We start from the raw sequence: 20,634 nt of genomic DNA, 5'->3' as shown, positions 1-20,634 counted from the left end.
CGGGAGTCGAGGGCTTCAACGCGACGCTTGAGGCATTTTCGAGACGGCGGGCGACAATTCTGCCTCGCTGATGACGCATACCTACCCCTCATCGGGCGATTTGCCTAGCGGGGCGTGGCGGTCCAAAGCATCCGCGGTGCTTTTTCTTCAGGATGCCAGCGCGTGAGTCTCAGCCTTCTGTGGATACCGGTGACGCTCGTCGCCTCGCTGCTGCAGACGGCGCGCAACCTGACCCAGCGCTCGCTGACGGAAGTGATCGGCGTCGTCGGCGCGACGCAAGTGCGGTTCCTGTTCGGGCTGCCCTTCGCACTGATCTTCCTCGCCCTCGTCTGCCTCGTCAGCAGCAGGCTGCCGCCGACGCCGGATCTGCGTTCCTTTGGCTTCGCCGTGTTCGGGGCACTGACCCAGATCCTGGCGACGGCGCTGATGCTGGCGGCGATGCGGGAGCGCTCCTTTGCGGTGACGACCGCCTACACCAAGACCGAGCCGGTGCAGGTCGCGCTCTTCGGTACGGTGCTGCTCGGCGATGCACTGGGCTGGGCGAAGTTCGCAGCGATCGTCGTCGCCACCGCCGGCGTGGTGCTGATGTCGTGGAAACCGGGGGACAAGCTCAGCGCTGCGGGCCTGCGCCCGGCGGCGCTCGGGATCGGCGCCGGCGCCGCCTTCGCGCTCTCGGCGATCGGTTTCCGCGGCGCGATCCAGGCCTTGCCGGACGGGCATTTCCTGATGCGGGCGACCACCATCCTCGCATTGGGCCTGGCGCTGCAGACCCTGATCCTGACGCTCTACATGCTCGTCGCCAATCGGTCGGCACTGATGCTCAGCCTGCGCAACTGGCGCCGTTCGCTCGCCGCCGGCTTCCTCGGCGCCGCTGCCTCGCAATGCTGGTTCATCGGGTTTTCGCTGACGACGGCAGCCAATGTGCGCACGCTCGGACTGGTCGAGGTGCCGCTGGCGCAGATCGCCTCGCGCCGGATCTTCTCGGAAGGCACGAGCTGGCGCGAGCTGACCGGCATGGGGATGATCGTCGCCGGGGTCGGCGCGCTCCTGCTGCTGGCGATTTAAAAAACCGAGCCACGCATTTGTCGCACTCGCTTCGTACGCCCTAGGCGGAGGGCCCAGGGAGACAGGCGATGGCGGCGAACTATCACTATGTTGGAACCTACGACGAGCGTATTTTCGAGCAGGAATTCAGGGACCGTTTCAGCAAGAAGCCGCGCTACAACGCCAATGCAGTTCCGGATTTGCTGGTGCTGTTGCGCCTGATCAGCCGGGACAGCAGCATCACCGATGTCCGCTGGGCTGCCTATATGCTGGCGACCGTCGCCTGGGAGACGACGAGCCCGGTGACCCAGTTCGTTCAGGCCAAGAACAAGAAGGGCAAGCCGCTGGTCGACAAGGCCGGCAAGGCCGTCATGCTCAAGCGCCGGGCCTGGCTGATGACGATGGCGCCGGTCGACGAGGTCGGCCATGGCAAGGGGCGGAAATATCATGAGCCGGTCAAGGTCGCGAAGCTGGCCGATGGCAGCGTCCGGATCACCGAGCAGGACGGCGACCAGTTCAAGGTCACAGCCGGCGGCGTGGTCTCGAAGCTGACCAAGGGTGCCAAGATGGGCACTGTCGATGGCGGCGCCGCCGACAAGACCTATAACGACGACACCGGTGCCGAGCTCGCCTATTTCGGGCGCGGCTATGTCCAGCTGACCTGGTGGTCGAACTATGCGACGACCGGCGCCGCCATAGGCCAGGGGCTCAATCTGCTGCTCGATCCGGAATTGGTGAAGACGCCCGCCATCGCTTACGCGGTGATGTCGCATGGCATGCTCACCGGCGACGGCTTTGCCAATGGCCGCAAGTTCTCGACCTATTTCAGCGGCAAGTTGCGCAATTATGTCGGCGCGCGCGCCATGGTGAACGGCTCCGACCACGCCAAGGACATCGCGGCGATCGCCGAGGTGTTCGAGGCGGTGCTGCTCGCAGCCGGACCGCAACGGCCGATCACCTTCGCGCCGCCGTTCGATTCCAGCCTTGCCGGCGCGCCGCTGCCCGGGGCGCGGTTCACCAGCCAGTCGAGGTTCTTTCAATGAGCCGCGGGTCACTCGCCGCAGCGACGGCAGCATTGATCCTCGGTGCGGGCGTCGCCGCTGCACAGCAGCCGGGCAGCGCGCAGCGCTGCGGCTGGCTCGACAATCCGACCCCCGGCAATGCCTCGCTCTACGACAAGGATGGCGAATGGACGATCGCCGTGCAGGGCGGGCACCAGGCTAAAGGCGACTGGCCGCCGCCTTACAAGGCGGGAGAATGGCGCAAATCCGGGAACGGCAACTACGGCTACGGCTGCGCATGCATGACCGTGAAGGTCGATGCCGAGGAGAAGAACGTCCTCGAGATTGTCTCCGCGAAGGCTAGGCCGCTGGCCGCCTGCCGGAAGGACAAGGCGCTGTCGGCCGTCGAGAAGACGCTGCGCTAGAGCGCCTGAGCCCGGCTGGAGCAGCAGGTTCTTCCGGCGTTCCGCCATGTGCTGACCGCAGGGGTGGTCACCGCTCGGTTGCGTGGCGCCTTGCCTCGGCTTGACTTGATCCAGCTTCCGTTGGCCTTTCCACGCACGGGAGGAATGCGCGCTTGCCGGCTTGCAGCCGCACGCGCACAGGGGCAGATACAGTGTATCTGCACATTAATCAGGAGAAGGTCATGAGCGCTGCAATCGTCGGCTGGGCACATACCCCCTTCGGCAAGCAGGACACCGAGACGGTCGAGAGTCTGATCGTGCGCGTCGCGACCGATGCGCTGATCGATGCCGGCATCACCGCTGACCAGGTCGACGAGATCGTGCTCGGGCATTTCAATGCCGGCTTCTCGGCCCAGGATTTCACCGCCTCCCTCGTGCTGCAGGCCGACCCGGCGCTGCGCTTCAAGCCGGCGACGCGCGTCGAGAACGCCTGCGCCACCGGCTCGGCCGCGGTGCATCAGGGCGTGCGTGCGATCAAGGCTGGCGCCGCCAAGGTGGTGCTGGTGGTCGGCGTCGAACAGATGACGACGACGCCCGGCCCGGAGATCGGCAAGAATCTGCTCAAGGCTTCCTATCTCGCGCAGGAGGCCGATGTTCAGGGCGGCTTCGCCGGCGTTTTCGGTAAGATCGCCAGTTCCTATTTCCAGCGCCATGGCGACCAGTCGGACGCGCTCGCCATGATCGCGGCGAAGAACCACAAGAACGGCGTCGACAATCCTTACGCCCAGATGCGCAAGGATCTCGGCTACGCCTTCTGCCGCGAGGAAAGCGAGAAGAACCCCTACGTCGCCGGCCCGCTGAAGCGGACCGACTGCTCACTGGTCTCGGATGGCGCCGCGGCGCTGGTGCTTGCCGACGAAGAGACCGCCAAGACGATGCGTCGCGCTGTCGGCTTCCGCGGCATGGCCCATGTCCAGGACTTCCTGCCGCTGTCGCGCCGCGACATCCTGAAATTCGAAGCCGGAGCGCTTGCCTGGCAGAAGGCGCTGGCTGACGCCGGCGTCGCGCTCGATGACCTCTCCTTCGTCGAGACGCATGACTGCTTCACCATTGCCGAGCTGCTCGAATATGAGGCGATGGGCCTGACCAAGGAAGGCGATGGCGCTCGCGCCATCAAGGAAGGCTGGACCCAGAAGGACGGCAAGCTGCCGGTCAACGTCTCCGGCGGTCTCAAGGCCAAGGGCCATCCGATCGGCGCGACCGGCGTCTCCATGCACGTGCTCTCGGCCATGCAACTCGTCGGCGAGGCGCCGGAGGGCATGCAGGTGCAGGACGCCCGCCTCGGCGGTATCTTCAACATGGGCGGCGCGGCGGTCGCGAACTACGTCTCGGTGCTCGAGCGGGTGAAGTGAGGCGAGGGGCCGCCGACGAATTCAGGTCGGCGGTCGTTTTGAAACTGGCCGGAGACGCGGCGTGACCATCTTCTTCGCGCTACTGCCGGCCTATGTGCTGTCGATCTTCTATCGTTCCTTCCTGAGCGTGATCGCTGGGCCAGTGATGGGCGATCTCGGCATCGGGCCGGCCGAGTTCGGCCTGCTCGGCGCCGCCTGGTTCATGGCGTTCGCGCTGGCGCAGTTCCCGGTCGGCTGGGCGCTCGACCGGATTGGGCCGCGCCGGACCGTGGCAGTGACCATGGCGCTTGGCAGCGTCGGCGCTTTCCTGTTCGCGCAAGCGGGCAACGCCAACACCGCCACGGCGGCGATGGCGCTGGTCGGGATCGGCTGCTCGCCGATCTTCATGGCCTCGCTCTATTTGTTCGCGCGGACAGAGGCGCCGGCGCGCTTTGGGCTCCTGACCTCGATCTTCATCGGCCTCGGCTCGCTCGGCAATCTCGCCGGCGCGGCGCCGCTGGCTCTGGCTGCGCAGGCCTATGGCTGGCGCTCGACCATGCTCGCTTTCGCCGTGGCATTCCTGCTCGCGACGGTTCTCGCCGCGGCGCTGGTGCGCGATCCGCCGCCGGTCACCGATGCCTCGGGCAAGCATGAGGGCCTGCTGCAAGGTCTCAAGAGCATCGTCGCGATCGGGCCGCTCTGGCTGCTCGCGCCGATCACGCTCGTCGGCTACGCGATCATCGCGACGGCACGGGGCCTCTGGATCGCGCCTTACATGACGCAGGTGCACGGGCTCGACGGGATTGCTGCCGGCCATGCGGCGCTCGGCATGGCGACGATGATGGTCGTCGGCGCCTTCGTCTATGGCGCCCTGCAGAAGCGGGCCGGCCGCAGCAAGGCGCTGGTCGCCTGGGGAACGGTGGCGACCGGCGCGGGCTTCGCGCTGCTGGCGCTGATCGGTGCACAGTCGCTGGCCGGTGCCATCCTGCTCTTTGCGATCGTCGGGGGGACGGGGTTCACCTATGCGATCCTGATGGCGCATGCGCGCGTCTTCTTCCCCGATCATCTGGTCGGGCGCGGCATGACCTGCCTCAACTTCCTGTTCATCGCCGGAGCCGGGCTGATCCAGTGGGGCTCCGGCTGGTTCGTCGCGGCCCAGCGGGCCGCTGGGCGCGATGCGGCGGCGGCCTTCGCCAACATGCACTGGGTGTTCGCGGCGCTGCTGCTCGTCTCGACCGCGATCTATCTGGCGACACCGGAGCGGCGCGCGACCTGAGGCTCAGGCTTCGCCCGGCGCACGCGCCACGATCGCCAGCGCGTGCACGCTGCCGGCGAGCTCCTCGGAGAGCGCTGCATTGACGAGGCGATGGCGCTCGAGCCGGCTCTTGCCCGCGAAGGCGGGCGAGATGACCTCGACGCGGAAATGCGTCTCGCCGCCCTCGCGCCAGCCGGCATGGCCGTGATGCTGGTGCGATTCGTCGATCACCTTGAGATGCTCCGGCGCGAGCTCGGCGGTGAGCTTGACGGCGATCCGGTCGGCCATGGTCGGCATGAAGGCTCCTGTCGAGTTGCTTGCTCAGCTTCTGGGGCAGTCTCATAGTCCTTGAGGGGCAGGGCGGAAACGCGTCTTTCGCGTGGAGGCGGTGATGATGACGATCTGGCGCATGCTCGCTTTGGCTCTTTCCGTCGCCGCAGGTCCCGCATTGGCGCAGGATGAGGGCCGCGTCGCCGATTACAAGCAGAGCGAGGCGGTGCTGGCGCGCTACAAGCCGGTGCCGATCGCGCTCGCGACGCCGGCGCTGACGCGCGGCACGCCCGGGCTGACGACGCAGGCCGAGCTCGAAGCCTTCGTCGCCGATCTCGCCACCAAGGGACAGGGACGGGTCGTGCTCGGCTCGCTCGGCCAATCGCAGCAGGGGCGCGACCTGCCTTATCTGATCTTCTCCAAGGAGGGCTTGAAGGATCCTGCCGCGCTGAAGGCGCTGGGGCGGCCGGTCGTCTGGTTCGTCGGCCAGCAGCACGGCAACGAGCCCGCCGGGGCCGAGGCGATGCTGGCTTTGGCGCATGATCTGGCGACCGGAGATCTCGGCTCCGTGCTCGACAAATTGGTGGTGGTCATCGTGCCGCGCAGCAACCCGGACGGGGCTGCGGCCGACAAGCGGCCGGGCGCCAGCGGCTTCGACCTCAACCGCGACCATCTGCTGCTGACCTTGCCGGAGACCCGGGCGCTGCACGCCAAGCTCGCCGAACTGCCGGCCGATGTGATCGTCGACGTGCACGAGTTCTCGGTGGCCAATCGCTGGCTGGAGAAATTCGGCGGGCTCAATGCCGCCGACGCGATGATCCTCTACGCCACCAATCCGGCCGTGCCGCAGCCGACGACGAAGATCGCGGCCGAGCTGGTCAAGCCCGCCATGGACAAGGCGATGGCGGAGAAGGGCCTCTCCTCATTCTGGTACTTCACCACCAGCTATCGCAAGGACGACAAGCTCGTCTCGATGGGCGGCAATGCGCCGGGCATCGCGCGCAACCTGTTCGGGCTCTCCGGCGCGGTCTCCTTCCTGATCGAGACACGCGGCGTCGGCCTGAAGCTGGAGAACCTCGAACGCCGCATCGCGACCCATTACGTGATCTCGCGCGCCGTGCTCGACACGGTTGCGAACAATGACAGGGTGGTGCTGGACGCGGTGAAGGGGGCGCGGGCGGAGCTGGCGCGCAACCAGGGCGAACTGATCGTCGGCCACCGCATCGCGACGGAGACCGTCGCGATCCCGCTCGTCGATCCGGCGACCGGTGCCGATATGCCGACCCCGGTCGAGTTCCGCGACTCGCGCAAGGTCACGGTGACCAGCCGCCGGGCGCGGCCGGAGGGCTATCTCGTCCTGCCGGCGGGGCAGGCGGCGCTCGATGCGCTCAAGCTCAAGGGCATCGCAACCTGTGCGCTCGGTGGTCCCGCGACAATCGAGGTCGAGGCCTTCATGGTCGAGCAGAAGGGGCCGGTGAAGAAGATCGACCGCGAGAACATCAACCCCGACCAGGCGGTGAAGGTCGAGCTCAGGCCGCGCCTGATCGAGGCGCCGGCCAATGCCGTCTTCGTGCCAATGACGCAAACAGGCGCCAATGTCATCGCCGCCTCATTGGAGCCGGATTCTCCGGGCTCTCATGTCGGTGTCGGGGTGGTGGAAACTGCGCCGGCTTCAGGCGAAGCACCAATCTATCGCGTGCCTCGCGGAACCAGGCTCGTGCTTGCGGCCGGGGGCGATCCTGCCTGCGGCCGTTGAGTTTCGAGCGTGGAAACACTATTTAGGGGGAGGTTTCGGCCGTCTCGGCCGAGCCGGGTTCCTTAAGCAATCGGGGTCAAGCTGTCGCCAAGGCGATTTGCTTGCTGCAGGCGCAGAGCGATCCGCGCGGCGGCCGGCTTGTCGCCACGGCGTTCCACCCGCATAACCATGAGACGATGAACTTCAACTCGCGCCTTTTCGACCGAATCAGGATCGGCCCTTCCGAAGCGGAAGAGGTGGTCGAAGCCGATGCGCGTCATTGCGACCACGCCGGTTGCACCAAGGCGGGCGAGTTCCGTGCGCCGATGGGGCGCGGCAAGGAAGGCAAGTTCTTCCAGTTCTGCCTCGAGCATGTGAAGGCCTACAACGCCACCTACAACTACTTCTCCGGCATGAACGACGAGGCGCTCGCGGCCTACGCCAAGCAGGAGGAGATCGGCCACCGGCCGACCTGGAAACTCGGCGTCAATGCCAGCGCGGCCCGAATGGCGCAGCGCGGGCGCGGTCCCAGCGAGCAGGATGGAGCGGACATGCAGGACGCCTTCAACCTGTTCCGTGGCCGCACCGGCCGCGAGCAGGAGCAGGCCGCGCCGCGCGTCGGTGTGGTGGCCAGGAAGGCGCTCGAGACGCTCGATCTCGACGAGACCGCCGATCGCGTCGCGATCAAGGCGCGCTATAAGGAGCTGGTGAAGCGTTTTCACCCGGACGCCAATGGCGGCGACCGCTCACGCGAAGGCCGGCTGCAGGAAATCCTCAAGGCCTACCAGACGCTCAAGACGAACGGACTGGTCTAGCGCTTCGCAGTCTGGACCGAGGCCTTCGGTCCCGATAGGAACCCGCAGACATATCAGTCGGCGGAGCAAATCCATGACCACGGACTCGCAGATGATCGCCCCCGTCGATGCGGCGGAGCGGCGGGCCAAGCCGCCGGTCGTGGTCTATCCCAATGGCAGCCTGCCCGGTGCCGACATGGCGATGCTCGAGCGAGCCCGCCGGACGCTGACCAAGCGCGATGAGATCATCGTACCGCCGCGCGAAGCTGGCAGCTTCCACGTGCCGAAGGGCCATTTCTTCCGCGTCGTCAGCATCGAGGGGCCGCAGGTCGGCGACCTCAATCTGTGGAACGCCGATGACCTCGACGAGCGCTTCTTCAGCGGCAAGACGCGGGCCCTGCACGCGACCCATCTCGGCACTGGCGACCGGCTCTGGAGCAATCTGCCGCATCTGCGGCCAATGGCGACGATCACCCATGACACGCTCGGCTGGTACGGCTTCGACCAGGATGGCGGCGGCGTGCACGACGTGATCGGCACGCGCTGCGATCCCTATACCCACCGGCTGCTCGGCAATGGCGGCGACTACCACCATTGCTGCCATTCCAACCTCTCCCGCGCGCTCGGGCAGGCGAGGGGGCTGCCGGCGCGCGAGGTCGAGCACCATGTCCATGACGTGCTCAACGTCTTCATGTGCACCGGGTTCACGAAGGACACGCAGCAGTACTTCATGAAGGCGAGCCCGGTCAGGCCGGGCGATTTCCTCGAGCTCTTCGCCGAGATCGATCTGCTCGGGGCGATCTCGGCCTGCCCGGGCGGCGATTGCGGCCAGACGCATTCGAGCGACGTCGCCGTCTGCCATCCGCTCAAGGTCGAAGTCTACGAGGCCGATCCGGTCACGCTCGAAGGCTGGCGCTCGCCGCAGCGCAGCCCCTACGGGCGCAGCCACGGCGAGGCCGATAGCTGAGGGCGAAGACCCTCAGTTCTTCAGCAGCGAGTTCATCCCGTCGGTATCGAGATTGTCGGAGCCGCGCAGCGCGCGGGTGCCTTCGGTCGAAGTCGGCTGGTCGCCGTCCTGTCCGCCACCGCTGGACGCAACCGGTGCGTCGCCGGATGGCGCCTGTCCGCCCGCGCCGGCCATCTTGCGCAGCAGGGGGCTGGCCTGGAGCAGCGCGGTCATGCTGGTGGCGGTGTTGTAGCTGTTCGGGTCGTTGGGGGCGAGGCCGCCTTGCTTGTGGAGGGCGATGCCCGAGTTGGTGGCATTGTACAGAAGTGAGCCGGAAGAACCACCGAGCGTGTCGCAGCGATGGCGCAGCTCGGCCGCCTCGCCTTGCTGGCGTGTCGCCATGCAGCGGAAGCGGCTCATCACCTTGGGCCGGCCGGCCGGATGGTGGATGACCATCAGCGAGGGAGCGCCGCCGGACGGCGTCGCGGCGAGCTTGACCGAACCATAGGTCGCGGTCGGATTGCCCTTCGCCTTGGCGATGGCGTAGTCGAGATTGGCATTGAATTCGACCGGCTTGGGGTCGAGCTCGAAGACTTTCGCGCCTTTGCCGTCCTGCGTCAGGAAGTCCATGACGATGATGGCACGTACCGGTGTCATCTCGCCGCTCTGCGGCAGGCAGTGATGGTTGGTGAGCACATAATCGCCCGGCAGGAGTTCGCCGGTGCAATGGGCGCCCGACTGCTTGCCGGTCTTGTTGTCCTTCAGCAGGATGTCGATGCGCCCGACCGGCTTTGCCATCTTGGCCAGCGGATCGCGCTGATCGAGCTCCGCGATCGGCTCGAAGGCGCCCTTGTTGTTCTCAATCTGGGTCGCGGCGTCGCCGGTGCTCTGCCGCCTGGGCATGCTGACCTTGCCGAAATCGCTGGGGTCAAAGCCCATGGTCTGGGCCGCGGCGGGGCCAGCAAGGGCGAGGCCCATGGCACCGATCAAGGCGGCGCGGATGTTGGTCCCGGTCAAATTGGTCTGCAGCCATGCGGGCATGCGCTTCTTCCTCTCCTCAAGCGGGTCCCTCGCGGCCCTGCCGACGACCACCTTCAGGCACGGGCCGGCGCCGCGGAAAGCGGGCACGACCGAGCAGTACCAGGACGATAGTCGTCCGCACGCGCTTGGGAAACCCTGAGCGCTTTTCGCATGAGCCGGAAGCTGGGAAGGCGATCGGCTCTCAGCGCTTCTTCGCCGCCAGCCCCGCGACGTCGGCGATGATGCCGTCGAGCGCGAAATCCTTCGGGGTATAGACCCGCGCCACGCCCATGTTCTTCAGCGCGTTCTCGTCATCGGGCGGGATGATGCCACCGACGACGACCGGGACGTTCATGCCGGCGACACGCAGCCGCGCCGTGACGTCGCGCACCAGCGGCAAATGCGAGCCGGAGAGGATGGAGAGGCCGATGATGTCGGCCTCGGTCGCCTGTGCCTGGGTGACGATCTCCTCGGGCGTCTGGCGGATGCCGCCATAGGAGACCTGCATGCCGGCATCGCGGGCGCGCACCGCGATCTGCTCGGCGCCGTTGGAATGGCCGTCGAGGCCGGGCTTGCCAACGAGAAAGCGCGGTGGCCGGCCGAGCGTCTCGGTTGCCAGGGCGACGGCGGCCTTGACGGTGGCGAGCCCGGCATCGTCGCCGAGCTTGGTCGTGTCGACGCCGGTCGGGGCGCGATACTCACCGAAGATCTCGCGCAGGGTCTGGGCCCACTCGCCGGTGGTGACCCTGGCCTTGGCGCAGGCGATCGAGGCCGGCATGACGTTGCGGTCTTCCTTGGCGGCGCTGGCGAGTTCGGCGAGCGCGGCCTCCGCCGCATTGCCGTCTCGCGCGGCGCGCCAGGCCTTCAGCCGGCCGACCGCCTCGATCTCGACCGAATCCGGAACCGTGACGACATTGCCTTCGCCCGCCGAAAGCGGCGAGGGCTCGCTGGTGGTGAACTTGTTGACGCCGACGACGATCTGCTCGCCGCGCTCGATCGCCTCGATGCGGCGGGCTCCGTTCTCGACCAGGGCCATCTTCATGTAGCCGCTCTCGACGGCGGCGAGCGCCCCGCCCATCGCGTCGATCTTCGCCAGTTCCGCCAGCGCGGCCGCCTTCAGCTCCTCGACCTTGGCGTCGACCTCTTTCGAACCGTCGAAGATGTCGCCGAATTCGAGCAGGTCGGTCTCATAGGCCAGCACCTGCTGCATGCGCAGCGACCATTGCTGGTCGAAGGGGCGGGGCAGGCCGAGCGCCTCGTTCCAGGCCGGCAATTGCACGGCGCGGGCCCGGGCCTTCTTCGACAGGGTCACCGCCAGCATCTCGATCAGGATGCGGTAGACATTGTTCTCGGCCTGCGGCTCGGTCAGCCCGAGCGAGTTGACCTGCACGCCATAGCGGAAGCGGCGGTGCTGCTCCTCCAGCACATTGAAGCGCTTCAGCGTGATCTCGTCCCAGAGATCGACGAAAGCCCGCATTTTGCAGAGTTCGGTGACGAAGCGCATGCCGGCGTTGACGAAGAAGGAGATGCGGCCGACGACGCTGCCGAACTCCTCGGGCGCGACCTCGGGCCGGGCCCTGATCGAGTCGAGCAGGGCGATCGCGGTCGCGAGCGCGAAGGACAGCTCCTGAACCGGCGAGGCGCCGGCCTCCTGCAGATGGTAGGAGCAGACGTTGGTCGGGTTCCATTTCGGCAGTTCGCGCGCCGTGAAGACGACGATGTCGGTGGTCAGCCGCATCGAGGGGCGCGGCGGGAAGACATAGGTGCCGCGCGACAGGTATTCCTTGACGAGGTCGTTCTGGGTCGTGCCCTGCAAGGCGGCGCGGTCGGCGCCCTGCTCGTCGGCGGTGGCGATATAGAGCGAGAGCAGCCAGGCCGCCGTCGCGTTGATCGTCATTGAGGTGTTCATCTGCGCCAGCGGAATCTGGTCGAACAGGGCCCGCATGTCGCCGAGATGGGTGATAGGAACGCCGACCTTGCCGACCTCGCCGCGCGAGAGGACATGGTCCGGGTCGTAGCCGGTCTGAGTCGGCAGGTCGAAGGCGACCGAGAGGCCGGTCTGGCCCTTGGCGAGATTGCCCCGATAGAGCTTGTTCGATTCGGTGGCGTCGGAATGGCCGGCATAGGTCCGGAAGATCCAGGGCTTATCGCGCGGCAAAGGCTTGTCGCGCTGGGGCTGGTTCCGAAGCGGATCGATCGCGTTCATGGTCGCTCCCTGCCGTGCCGTCTCTGAGCTCGTGCAATCGCGATTGTTGCACTGCAGCGAAGATAACGCCAGAGGGACGCCCCGTCGCCTACGACAATGGGAGAAGGCTCGGTTGAGCCGGCATAGGCTGTAGACTGGAGCACGTCAGGGTTGCGGCCAAGGCATGCGCGACCGGCCATCCTGTCGATTGACTGCTTCCGTCGGTCGTCCGCAGATTGGCTCCCAGCTGCAGGGAAATCCCTGCGCAACGATCAAGCGACGCACACGACCGACAGGCTCTGCCGACAAGGCAGGATGGCTGATGGCGATGACGTCGCTAATGGAGGAAACGATGTCGAAAGCGATAGTGCTCGCCGCTGCGTTCACCGCGGTTCTGGCGCCGGCTGCCCTGGCGCAAGCGCCGGCCGGCGACCGCTGGACGATCATTCACGCCGGTGCAGTGCTTGCGGTGCCCGGCACGCCGGCCCGCGGCAAGACCAGCCTCATCATCAAGAACAGCCTGATCCAGGAGCTCAAGGACGGTTTCGTCACGGCGGACAGCATCGGTGCCCCGGCACAGGCGGTGACGGTGGTCGATCTCAGCGACCGCTATGTGCTGCCGGGCCTGATCGACTCCCATGTCCACATCACCTCCGAGCGGGCGCGCGACAGCGAATTGCAGCGGGTCAAGAAGACCGGCGAGAACGTCGCGCTCGATGGCGTCGTCTATGCCAGGCGCACGCTCGATGCGGGCTTCACCACCGTGCGCGATCTCGGTTCGCGCGGGGCGCCTGCGCTCGCTTTGCGCGACGCGATCCGCAAGGGGCAAGTGCCGGGGCCACGGATCGTTGCGGCCGGCCAGTCGATCTCGGCGACCGGCGGCCATTCCGACACCAATGGCTTTGCACCCGACGTCTTCCCCGAGCTCGGCGAGAACATCTGCAATGGCCGCGAGCAATGCCGGCATGCGGCGCGCAACCAGATCAAGCGCGGCGCCGACGTGATCAAGATCACCGCGACCGGCGGGGTGCTGAGCAATACGGCCGCCGGCACTGGCAAGCAGATGTTCGATGACGAGCTCGAGGGCGTCGTCGAAGCAGCCCATGCCATGGGGCGCAAGGTGGCGGTGCACGCCCATGGTGCCGACGGCGTCAATGCCGCTTTGCGAGCCGGCGTCGATTCGATCGAGCACGGCACCTATCTCACCGACGAGTCGATCGCGCTGTTCAAGAAGAGCGGCGCTTATCTCGTTCCGACCGTGCTCGCCGGCGCGACCGTGGTGAGGATGGCGGATGAGGAGGGCTTCCTGCCGCCGGCGGTGCGCGACAAGGCACGGCAGGTCGGGCCGCTGATGCTCGACATGCTCGGGCGCGCCTATCGCGGCGGCGTCAAGATCGCCTTTGGCACCGATACCGGCGTCAGCGAGCACGGCAAGAATGCCGAGGAGTTTGCGCTGATGGTCAAGGCCGGGATCCCGGCCGATATCGCCATCCGCATGGGAACCGTCGACGCCGCCGAACTGCTCGACCTGTCGAAGCAGATCGGGACGCTCGAACCGGGCAAGGCCGCCGACGTGATCGCGGTTGCTTCCGACCCGGCCAAGGACATCACCGAATTGCAGCGCGTGCTGTTCGTGATGAGCAATGGCCGCGTGCACAAGGCGGCTCCGGCGAAGGTCGCGGCGAAGCCGTAAGGAAGAACAGCGCTAGGCCCGGTCTGCACCGCGTGCGGACCGGGCGAGCTGCGCTTTCCCGCCTTGTGCATTGCCGGAGACGCTCAACAGCCGGTTCGATGTCTGCGTGTCCAAGATGACCATCGTCGAGGTCTCGGCGACGCAGGGGATCGCCTGCAGGGCTTCGCTGATGAAGGTGCGCAGCGCCTCGATGTCCTTGACCCAGACGCGCAAGAGATAGTCGACATTGCCGGTGACCAGCAGGCACTCGGTGATCTCGGGCTGGTCGCGGATCGCGGTCATGAACTGCTCGGCGGCGTCCGGGCTCTGCTTGGCGAGCTTGACGCTGACCATGACGCAGATGCCGAAGCCGAGCGCCGCCGGGCTGATCCGCGCCGCATAGCCCTCGATGACGCCGGCCTCTTCGAGCCGCTTGATGCGGCGGCTGCATGGGGTCGGCGAGAGGCCGACCATCTCGGCCAGTTCGAGGTTGGAGATGCGGCCGTTCTGCTGAAGCGCGGCCAGGATCTTCCGGTCGATCCGATCGAGCTCAATCATGAGTGAGTTTCACTCCAAGTTTTTCTCTTTGAAGGCGATAAATCGCGGCGATAGCAAAGGGTGCCTGATCATTGCACGGATTCTCTCACTTCGGCAGTGCTATAGTGCTCACGCAAACAGTCGGTCGACCCAAGAGACAATGGTGGAAGCATCATGGTGATATCGGATGCGCGGCAGCCGGGAGAGCGGCCGGCCTTCGCCCGCTGGCTCTCGACCGGCAACAGCATCACCCAGCAATTCATGGCGATCGGCGGGCGCGCAGATGTGGTCAGCCTTGCGGGCGGGTTGCCGGCGGCCGAGCTCTATCCGGTCGCGGCGATCGCCGCGGCGCAGGAGCGGGCGCTGACGCGCTGGGGCACGCAGATCCTCGAATACGGGCCGATCGAAGGCCTGCCGGCACTACGGGCGGCGATCGCCGAGCGCTTCACCGCGACGACCGGGCGCCGCTTCGGGCCAGAGAACGTGCTGCTGATGACGGGCGCGATGCAGGGGCTCGACCTCGTCGGCAAGGCCTTGGTCGATCCCGGCGAATTGATCCTCTCGCAGTTCCCGACCTACCTCGGCGCGCTCGATGCCTGGCGCCCGCGCATGCCGCGCTATGAGAAGCTCGACTGGAGCTTGCAGGCGCCTGGCTATGACGCGGCGCTGCGGCAGGCGAAATTCGTCTATGCCGTGCCGAATTATTCCAACCCGACCGGCGTGCTGGTGTCGCAGGATCAGCGCGCTGCCCTGCTCGACAAGGTCGAGGCGGCCGGGACCTGGCTGCTCGAGGACGATCCCTATCTGCCGCTGCAATTCGACGGACCGGCCGGGCCGAGCATCCTCGCTCATCATGCGCAGCGCCATCCCAACGGCGCTTATGCCGGGCCGGTGATCTATCTGGGCACGCTGTCGAAGAGCCTGGTGCCGGGCCTGCGCGTCGGCTGGGTCGTCGCCGAGACTTCGCTGATTGCGACGCTGGCGCTGGCCAAGCAATCGACCGACATCGCCTCCAGCCTGCTGACGCAGGCGATCGCGCTGGAGATGATCGAGAGCGATTTCGAGGCACAGCATATCCCGAAGATCGTCGCGACCTATCGTGAGCGGCGCGATGCCCTGTGCGCCGCTGCGGCGACACATCTCTCGGAGTGGTTCGAATGGGAGGTACCACCCGGCGGCATGTTCGTCTGGATGCGGGCCAAGGACGGGGCGATCGACACCGACGCGCTCTATACCCACGCCCTGGCCGAGAACGTCGCCTTCGTGCCATCGAGCGTGTTCGATCCCTCGGGCGCCCTGAAGAGCGCGATGCGGGTCAATTTCACCCGCTCGCCGCCGGAGGTGCTGGTCGAGGGTGTGCGCCGGCTGGCGCAGGCAGTGCAACGCTTGCTTGCCGAGCGGCCCGGCCGGGCGGCGTGAGTCCAATCAAAGAAAAATCGAGGAAACGCCGATGCCGACCCGTCTCGCCACGCCCGCCCATCCGCGCCTGCCGCAAGCACTGATCGATGCCTGGCAGGCGGTGCCGAGTTCGGTGATCGCCGATCAGCTCGGCGGCACCGGCCATGCCGATCCGGCGATTCGGCCGTTCGCACCGGGCAAGCGGCTGGTCGGCCAGGCGATCACCGCCTGGTGCGAGCCGGCCGATTACGGGCCGGTGCACCATGCGATCAGCATCGCAGAGCGCGGCGATGTCGTGGTGGTCGCGGCCGGTGGGCGCAAGGATGCGGCGATGATCGGCGACCTGCTCGGCGGCGCGGCAAGGCGCAAGGGCATTGCCGGCGTCGTCGTCGACGGCGCGGTGCGCGATGTCGGGCCGGTGTCGCAATGGCCGGACTTCGTCTTCTTCTCGCGCTGGATCATGCCGCGCGGCCCGTCCTCGATGGAGCGCGGCGTCGTCAACGGGCCGATCGTCTTCGGCGGGGTCGCCGTATCGCCGCATGACCTCGTCGTCGGCGACGATGACGGGCTCGTCTTCGTGCCGCATGGCCTGGTCGAGGCGAAGCTCGCGCCCTGCCTGGCACGAGTGAAGGCCGAGGCCGAATGGGAGGTCCTGCTCGCCGGCGGTGCCTCGACGATCGAGACCTTCAAGGTGCCGCCGATCGAGAAGCTCTGAGCGGCCTTCAGAAGCTCTCGACCCAGGGCCTGAGCTCGACCTCGAGCGACCAGGCGCTGCGCGGCTGGCGCAGCACGTCGAGATAGCTCTGGGCGATGGCGTCCGGATCGAGCGTGTTGTCGTTCGCGTCCGGATGACGGGTGCTGCGAACAGCGCCGTCGATGACGAAATGGGCGACATGGATGCCCTTGGGCCCAAGCTCGCGCGCCGCGCTCTGGGCGAGGCCGCGCAAGGCGAACTTGCCCATGGCGAAGGGCGCCGACAGCGCGAAGCCCTTGATGCCGGCCGTAGCGCCGGTGAGCAGGATCGCGCCGCGGCCATGCGGCAGCATCCGCCGTGCCGCCTGCTGCGTCACCAGGAAGGCGCCATAGGCGGTGACCGCGAGCGCCTGCGCGACCCCCGCCGGATCGAGTTCCGCGATCGGCCCGCGCAGTCGGCCGCTGGCGTTGTAGATGACGATGTCGGGCTCGCCGATCCGGGCATCCGCCGCCTCGAACAGGCCGGTGACGGCCGCCGGATCGGAAGCATCCACCGTGAAGGTCGCGGCGCCCGTCTCGGCAGCGAGCGCGGCGAGCTTCTCGATATTGCGCGCGGCGAGGCCGACCTTGATGCCTTGGGCGGCAAGCGCGCGGGCGACCGACGCGCTGATGCCCGAGCCTGCTCCGACGATCAGGGCGCTGCGATAGGGGAGGGAGGTCATTGCGAGGTCTCCGTTCAGGCGGCCGCGGGGACGGGCTTGGGCTCGCCGCCGCGCATCATGATGCAGAAGCCGGCGGCGAAGAGGCAGAGCGCACCGGCGATGAAGAAGGCCGGCAGGTAGCTGTCATAGACGGTGCGGCTGAAGCCGGCGCCATAGGCGGCGACGGCGGCGCCGAGCTGGTGGCCGGTGAAGACCCAGCCGAAGACGAGCGTCGCCTTGTCGCCGAAGCGGTCGGCGGCGATCTTGATCGTCGGCGGCACGGTCGCGACCCAGTCGAGCCCGTAGAAGACCGCGAAGATCGACAGCCCGTAGAAGGAGAAGTCGGTGAAGGGCAGGAAGAGCAGCGAGAGCCCGCGCAGGCCGTAATACCAGAACAGCAGCCAGCGGCTGTCATAGCGGTCCGAGAGCCAGCCGGAGCCGACCGTGCCGAGGAAGTCGAAGATGCCGATCACGGCGAGCACGCTCGCCGCCGTCACCGCGGCCATGCCGTAATCGCCGCAGAGCGAGACGAAATGGGTCTGCACCAGGCCGTTGGTGCTGGCGCCGCAGACGAAGAAGGTACCGAACAGGATCCAGAAGGTGCTTGTCTTCGCCGCTTCGCGCAGCGCGACGATCGGGGAGGCGAGCATGGCTCCGAGGCTGGCGGGCTGAGCCGGGGCCGGCACGATCTGGGTTCCGCCATAGGGGGCAAGGCCGACATCGGCCGGCCGGTCGCGCATCAGGGCGAGCACGCCGACTGCCGCGAGCGCGATCATGCCGAGCACGAAGATCATGGCGGCGCGCCAGCCGACCTGCTCGGTCAGGGCCGCGAGCAAGGGCAGGAAGACGAGCTGGCCAGTCGCCGTGCTGGCGGTGAGCAGGCCGACGACGAGGCCGCGGCGATGCACGAACCAGCGCGTCGCGACGGTGGCGCCGAGCACCATGGCGGTGAGCCCGGTGCCGAAACCGAGCACGATCCCCCAGAGCAGCACCAGCTGCCAGAGCTGCGTCATGGCGAAGGAGCCGAGGATGCTGACTGCGATCAGGCTCAGCGCCACCATCGCGACGGGCCGGACGCCGAAGCGATTCATGAAGGCGGCGGCGAAGGGCGCCATCAGCCCGAACAGCAGGAGCCGGACCGCCAGTGCCGAGGAGATCTCGGAGGTCGCCCAGCCGAACTCCTTCTGCAGCGGCAGGATCAGCACGCCCGGCGCGCCGACGGCTCCGGCGGTGACCAGCATGGTGAGGAAGGTCACCGCCGCCACGGCCCAGCCATAATGGATGCCGCGGCGGGCGAAGGCGGCGGCGAGGCCAACGGGTTGAGGCTGTTCTGCGAGATCTGTCGGCATCAGTAGCTCCCTTTGCGGGTATATGCCCGCATATGCATGTAAAAATCAGAGTGAATCGAGCGCGACATGCAGTTGTCGCATGAATTCGACGCCGAGACGGTCGTCGAGGGACTTCTGGGCGCCGTCCCAGAGGGAGGCACCGTCTTCCAGAACCTTGTGTCCGGCCTCGGTCAGCGTGACCGTGGCCTCGCGCTGGTCCTCGCCACGGCCGAGCACGACCAGGCCCATCTTCTCGAGCACGCGGACATTGCGGCCGATGGTCGAGCGGTCGAGCTCGACGCGCCGGCCGAGCGCGGTCAACGTCACTGGCTCGACGCGCGCGATCGAGCGCATCAGGCTGAACTGCGCGATGTTGACCCCGACCGGAGCGATCGTCTCGTCATAGAAGGCGATCATCCGGCGGGAGGCCGAGCGCAGCGTCGTGCAGATGCAGGGAACCGACATGGGTGCGGGTATATGCCCGCGTACGGAGAATTGCAAGCCCGACAGCCCTCTGGGGCACGGAAATCATCCGGCTTGCAATCGCTGCGGCCTTGTTTATCTTACCTACTAGAAGGTAGGTGAATATGCCGAATGTCGCCAACCGGTCTGATGATATCCTGCTTTGCGCGCGCTCGCTGATCGTCGCGGGCGGGTACCATGGCTTCAGCTATGCCGACATCGCCAAGGTGATTGGTATCCGCAACGCCAGCATTCACTATCATTTTCCCAGCAAGGCCGATCTGGTCCGCACCCTCGTCGCGCGGTATCGGGACGAGGCCGAAGCGGGGCTCGCCGCGCTGGAGCGGGATATTCTCGATCCCGCTGCGCAGTTGCGCGCTTATGCCGGCTTCTGGGAAAGCTGCATCGTCGACTCGACCGCCCCGTTCTGCATCTGCGCCCTGCTCGCGAGCCAGATTCCGGTCCTGCCCGAAGAGGTCGTGACCGAGGTGCGTGCTCATTTCCGAATGCTATCGGGCTGGCTGAGCTCGGTCATGACGCGCGGCGCCGGAGAGGGCAGCCTGCGACTGGCCGCAACGGCAGATGCCGAGGCCGAGATGTTCATGGCTGCCATTCATGGAGCCATGCTGTCGGCGCGCGCGCATGGCGATGCCAAGGTGTTCGGCGCCGTGATCCATCCGTTGCTGCAACGACTGATGACCAGGCATTGAGCTCCGGTGAGAGCGGAGTGATCACGCATATTTGTCTACCAATTAGTAGGTAGATGAACTTCAACCGAGCAGGAAGGACTGTCCAATGTTTGGAATTTCGCCATTAGGCTGGGTGCACACGCTCGCCGCTCTGCCAGCCATCCCGGCAGCCGCGTATATGTTCGCGCGACATGGCCGCATCGTACCCCGGTCGACGCTTGGCGTGGTCTACTTCGTCTCGATGCTGATCGGCAGCGCGACGGTCTTCATCGTCACCCATCAGCCGGTCGGGTACGTCATCGGCGCGATCACAATCCTGCTGTTGCTTGCAGGCTATGGCGCCGGCCAGGTTCAGGCCTTGGGTCGCGCGGGTAGGTACATCGAAACAATCTGCCTGAGCCTGAGCGCGTTCCTGTTGATGCTGCCGACCGTCAGCGAAATTCTGCGCCGGGTGCCGGACGGCCGTCCCTTCGTCACCGAGTTGAACTCGCCGCTCCTCCTGGGCGCGCAGGCGAGCCTTCTCGTCATTCTGATCGTCGGCCTGACGGTCCAGATCGTCTACCTGCGCAGGCAGAATGGGGCCGCTGCAAACTAGCGCATGCGTGGGCGCTAGTTCCGGCCTTCCGGCAGGCGCGGCAGCGGCATGAACTCGACGCCTTCCTCGTGCAGCATCTGGGCGTCCTCGGCGCTGGCCTCGCCATAAATGGCGCGGCTCTCGCTCTCGCCATGATGAATCTTCAGCGCCTCCTCGGCGAAGTTCTTGCCGACAGGTTCGGCGTTCGCGGCGACATGCTCGTGCAGTGCGGTCAGCATGGCGCGAAACGCCATCTCGCGCTCGCCGATCAGCGCGACGGGCTGAGCGGCAGGAGCGGGGGCAGGGGCTGCCGCCGGGGATACGGCTTCCGGCGCGGCTACCGGTTCCACTGAGCGCCGGCCACGGTCGGTGCGGGCCACGGCGGGAGACATCACGGCGCGCTCGACCTTGGCGCTGTCGCAGACCGGGCAGGTGACGAAGCCGCGTTTCGCCTGCTCCTCGAAGCTGCCGGAGCTGGCAAACCAGCTCTCGAACTCGTGGGCGTTGTCGCAGATCAGGGTGTAGCGGATCATCT

At 66.9% G+C, this 20,634-nt stretch carries 21 protein-coding genes; 13 read left to right on the top strand and 8 right to left on the bottom strand.

The features are described 5' to 3' along the window. The first annotated feature begins 162 nt into the window (after positions 1-162). From ACSQ3M_RS15080 to ACSQ3M_RS15060, 5 genes are all read left to right on the top strand, one after another. Positions 163-1,065, top strand: a complete 903-nt coding sequence (locus tag ACSQ3M_RS15080; protein WP_436150878.1) for an EamA family transporter — start codon at positions 163-165, stop codon at positions 1,063-1,065. 68 nt (positions 1,066-1,133) lie between these two features. After that, on the top strand, positions 1,134-2,087 hold the full coding sequence (locus tag ACSQ3M_RS15075) for a glycoside hydrolase family 19 protein (RefSeq protein ID WP_436150877.1): 954 nt from the start codon (positions 1,134-1,136) through the stop codon (positions 2,085-2,087). Further along, entirely contained in the window at positions 2,084-2,470 is a 387-nt protein-coding gene (locus ACSQ3M_RS15070) for a DUF4087 domain-containing protein (protein WP_436150876.1), read from the top strand. The genes ACSQ3M_RS15075 and ACSQ3M_RS15070 overlap by 4 nt, the downstream gene beginning before the upstream one ends. Before the next feature lie 221 nt (positions 2,471-2,691). Further along, complete coding sequence (locus tag ACSQ3M_RS15065) at positions 2,692-3,861, top strand: acetyl-CoA acetyltransferase (RefSeq protein ID WP_436150875.1); 1,170 nt, start codon at positions 2,692-2,694, stop codon at positions 3,859-3,861. 61 nt (positions 3,862-3,922) lie between these two features. Next, on the top strand, positions 3,923-5,116 hold the full coding sequence (locus tag ACSQ3M_RS15060) for an MFS transporter (RefSeq protein ID WP_436150874.1): 1,194 nt from the start codon (positions 3,923-3,925) through the stop codon (positions 5,114-5,116). A gap of 3 nt (positions 5,117-5,119) precedes the next feature. Here the strand turns inward: ACSQ3M_RS15060 and ACSQ3M_RS15055 are convergent, their stop codons facing one another. Then, the gene (locus ACSQ3M_RS15055) at positions 5,120-5,383 is read right to left on the bottom strand and encodes a BolA family protein (protein WP_436150976.1); all 264 of its coding nucleotides are present in this window, start codon (positions 5,381-5,383) and stop codon (positions 5,120-5,122) included. Between the two features lie 103 nt (positions 5,384-5,486). On the opposite strand from ACSQ3M_RS15055, the gene ACSQ3M_RS15050 reads away from it, so the two are divergent. The 3 genes from ACSQ3M_RS15050 (at position 5,487) to ACSQ3M_RS15040 (ending at position 8,861) form a co-directional block, all read left to right on the top strand. After that, positions 5,487-7,121 carry a M14 family metallopeptidase gene (locus ACSQ3M_RS15050; RefSeq protein ID WP_436150873.1) on the top strand — a complete coding sequence of 545 codons (1,635 nt, stop codon included), beginning with the start codon at positions 5,487-5,489 and terminating at the stop codon, positions 7,119-7,121. 101 nt (positions 7,122-7,222) lie between these two features. Then, positions 7,223-7,915: a J domain-containing protein gene (locus ACSQ3M_RS15045; RefSeq protein ID WP_436150872.1), complete on the top strand. Its 693-nt coding sequence runs from the start codon at positions 7,223-7,225 to the stop codon at positions 7,913-7,915. A 73-nt stretch (positions 7,916-7,988) separates the two neighbouring features. Beyond that, a complete protein-coding gene (locus ACSQ3M_RS15040; protein WP_436150871.1) occupies positions 7,989-8,861 on the top strand; it encodes an urea carboxylase-associated family protein in 873 nt (290 codons plus the stop codon). Between the two features lie 12 nt (positions 8,862-8,873). Here ACSQ3M_RS15040 and ACSQ3M_RS15035 read toward each other — a convergent pair whose 3' ends face one another. Beyond that, positions 8,874-9,881: a trypsin-like serine peptidase gene (locus ACSQ3M_RS15035; RefSeq protein ID WP_436150870.1), complete on the bottom strand. Its 1,008-nt coding sequence runs from the start codon at positions 9,879-9,881 to the stop codon at positions 8,874-8,876. Positions 9,882-10,062: 181 nt separating this feature from the next. Further along, positions 10,063-12,066: a methylmalonyl-CoA mutase family protein gene (locus tag ACSQ3M_RS15030; protein WP_436150869.1), complete on the bottom strand. Its 2,004-nt coding sequence runs from the start codon at positions 12,064-12,066 to the stop codon at positions 10,063-10,065. A gap of 331 nt (positions 12,067-12,397) precedes the next feature. On the opposite strand from ACSQ3M_RS15030, the gene ACSQ3M_RS15025 reads away from it, so the two are divergent. Further along, complete coding sequence (locus ACSQ3M_RS15025; RefSeq protein WP_436150868.1) at positions 12,398-13,738, top strand: amidohydrolase family protein; 1,341 nt, start codon at positions 12,398-12,400, stop codon at positions 13,736-13,738. Between the two features lie 12 nt (positions 13,739-13,750). Here the strand turns inward: ACSQ3M_RS15025 and ACSQ3M_RS15020 are convergent, their stop codons facing one another. After that, the gene (locus tag ACSQ3M_RS15020; RefSeq protein ID WP_436150867.1) at positions 13,751-14,275 is read right to left on the bottom strand and encodes an Lrp/AsnC family transcriptional regulator; all 525 of its coding nucleotides are present in this window, start codon (positions 14,273-14,275) and stop codon (positions 13,751-13,753) included. A 153-nt stretch (positions 14,276-14,428) separates the two neighbouring features. Here ACSQ3M_RS15020 and ACSQ3M_RS15015 point away from each other — a divergent pair, with 153 nt between their 5' ends. Both ACSQ3M_RS15015 and ACSQ3M_RS15010 read left to right on the top strand, forming a co-directional pair. After that, positions 14,429-15,673: a PLP-dependent aminotransferase family protein gene (locus ACSQ3M_RS15015; protein ID WP_436150866.1), complete on the top strand. Its 1,245-nt coding sequence runs from the start codon at positions 14,429-14,431 to the stop codon at positions 15,671-15,673. A 31-nt stretch (positions 15,674-15,704) separates the two neighbouring features. Further along, positions 15,705-16,367: an RraA family protein gene (locus ACSQ3M_RS15010; RefSeq protein ID WP_436150865.1), complete on the top strand. Its 663-nt coding sequence runs from the start codon at positions 15,705-15,707 to the stop codon at positions 16,365-16,367. 7 nt (positions 16,368-16,374) lie between these two features. Here ACSQ3M_RS15010 and ACSQ3M_RS15005 read toward each other — a convergent pair whose 3' ends face one another. Genes ACSQ3M_RS15005 through ACSQ3M_RS14995 form a run of 3 tightly spaced genes read right to left on the bottom strand, consistent with a single transcriptional unit; the run spans position 16,375 to position 18,839 of the window. After that, on the bottom strand, positions 16,375-17,067 hold the full coding sequence (locus tag ACSQ3M_RS15005; RefSeq protein ID WP_436150864.1) for an SDR family NAD(P)-dependent oxidoreductase: 693 nt from the start codon (positions 17,065-17,067) through the stop codon (positions 16,375-16,377). Between the two features lie 14 nt (positions 17,068-17,081). Beyond that, positions 17,082-18,395, bottom strand: coding sequence for an MFS transporter (locus ACSQ3M_RS15000; RefSeq protein WP_436150863.1), 1,314 nt, complete (start codon positions 18,393-18,395; stop codon positions 17,082-17,084). 45 nt (positions 18,396-18,440) lie between these two features. Further along, positions 18,441-18,839 carry a MarR family winged helix-turn-helix transcriptional regulator gene (locus ACSQ3M_RS14995; RefSeq protein WP_436150862.1) on the bottom strand — a complete coding sequence of 133 codons (399 nt, stop codon included), beginning with the start codon at positions 18,837-18,839 and terminating at the stop codon, positions 18,441-18,443. Between the two features lie 122 nt (positions 18,840-18,961). Here ACSQ3M_RS14995 and ACSQ3M_RS14990 point away from each other — a divergent pair, with 122 nt between their 5' ends. Continuing rightward, complete coding sequence (locus ACSQ3M_RS14990) at positions 18,962-19,546, top strand: TetR/AcrR family transcriptional regulator (RefSeq protein ID WP_436150861.1); 585 nt, start codon at positions 18,962-18,964, stop codon at positions 19,544-19,546. Between the two features lie 85 nt (positions 19,547-19,631). After that, positions 19,632-20,120 (top strand): hypothetical protein, encoded by a 489-nt coding sequence (locus tag ACSQ3M_RS14985; protein ID WP_436150860.1) that lies wholly within the window; start codon positions 19,632-19,634, stop codon positions 20,118-20,120. Between the two features lie 14 nt (positions 20,121-20,134). On the opposite strand, the gene ACSQ3M_RS14980 is transcribed toward ACSQ3M_RS14985, so the two are convergent. Next, positions 20,135-20,632, bottom strand: coding sequence for a DUF1178 family protein (locus ACSQ3M_RS14980; RefSeq protein ID WP_436150859.1), 498 nt, complete (start codon positions 20,630-20,632; stop codon positions 20,135-20,137). Positions 20,633-20,634: the final 2 nt, after the last annotated feature.

It is taken from the genome of Allobosea sp. LjRoot90 (assembly GCF_964254315.1).
Taxonomy (GTDB): Bacteria; Pseudomonadota; Alphaproteobacteria; order Rhizobiales; family Beijerinckiaceae; genus Allobosea.
Note: the sequence above shows the minus strand (reverse complement) of the source record. Positions and strands in the feature narration are given on the sequence as shown.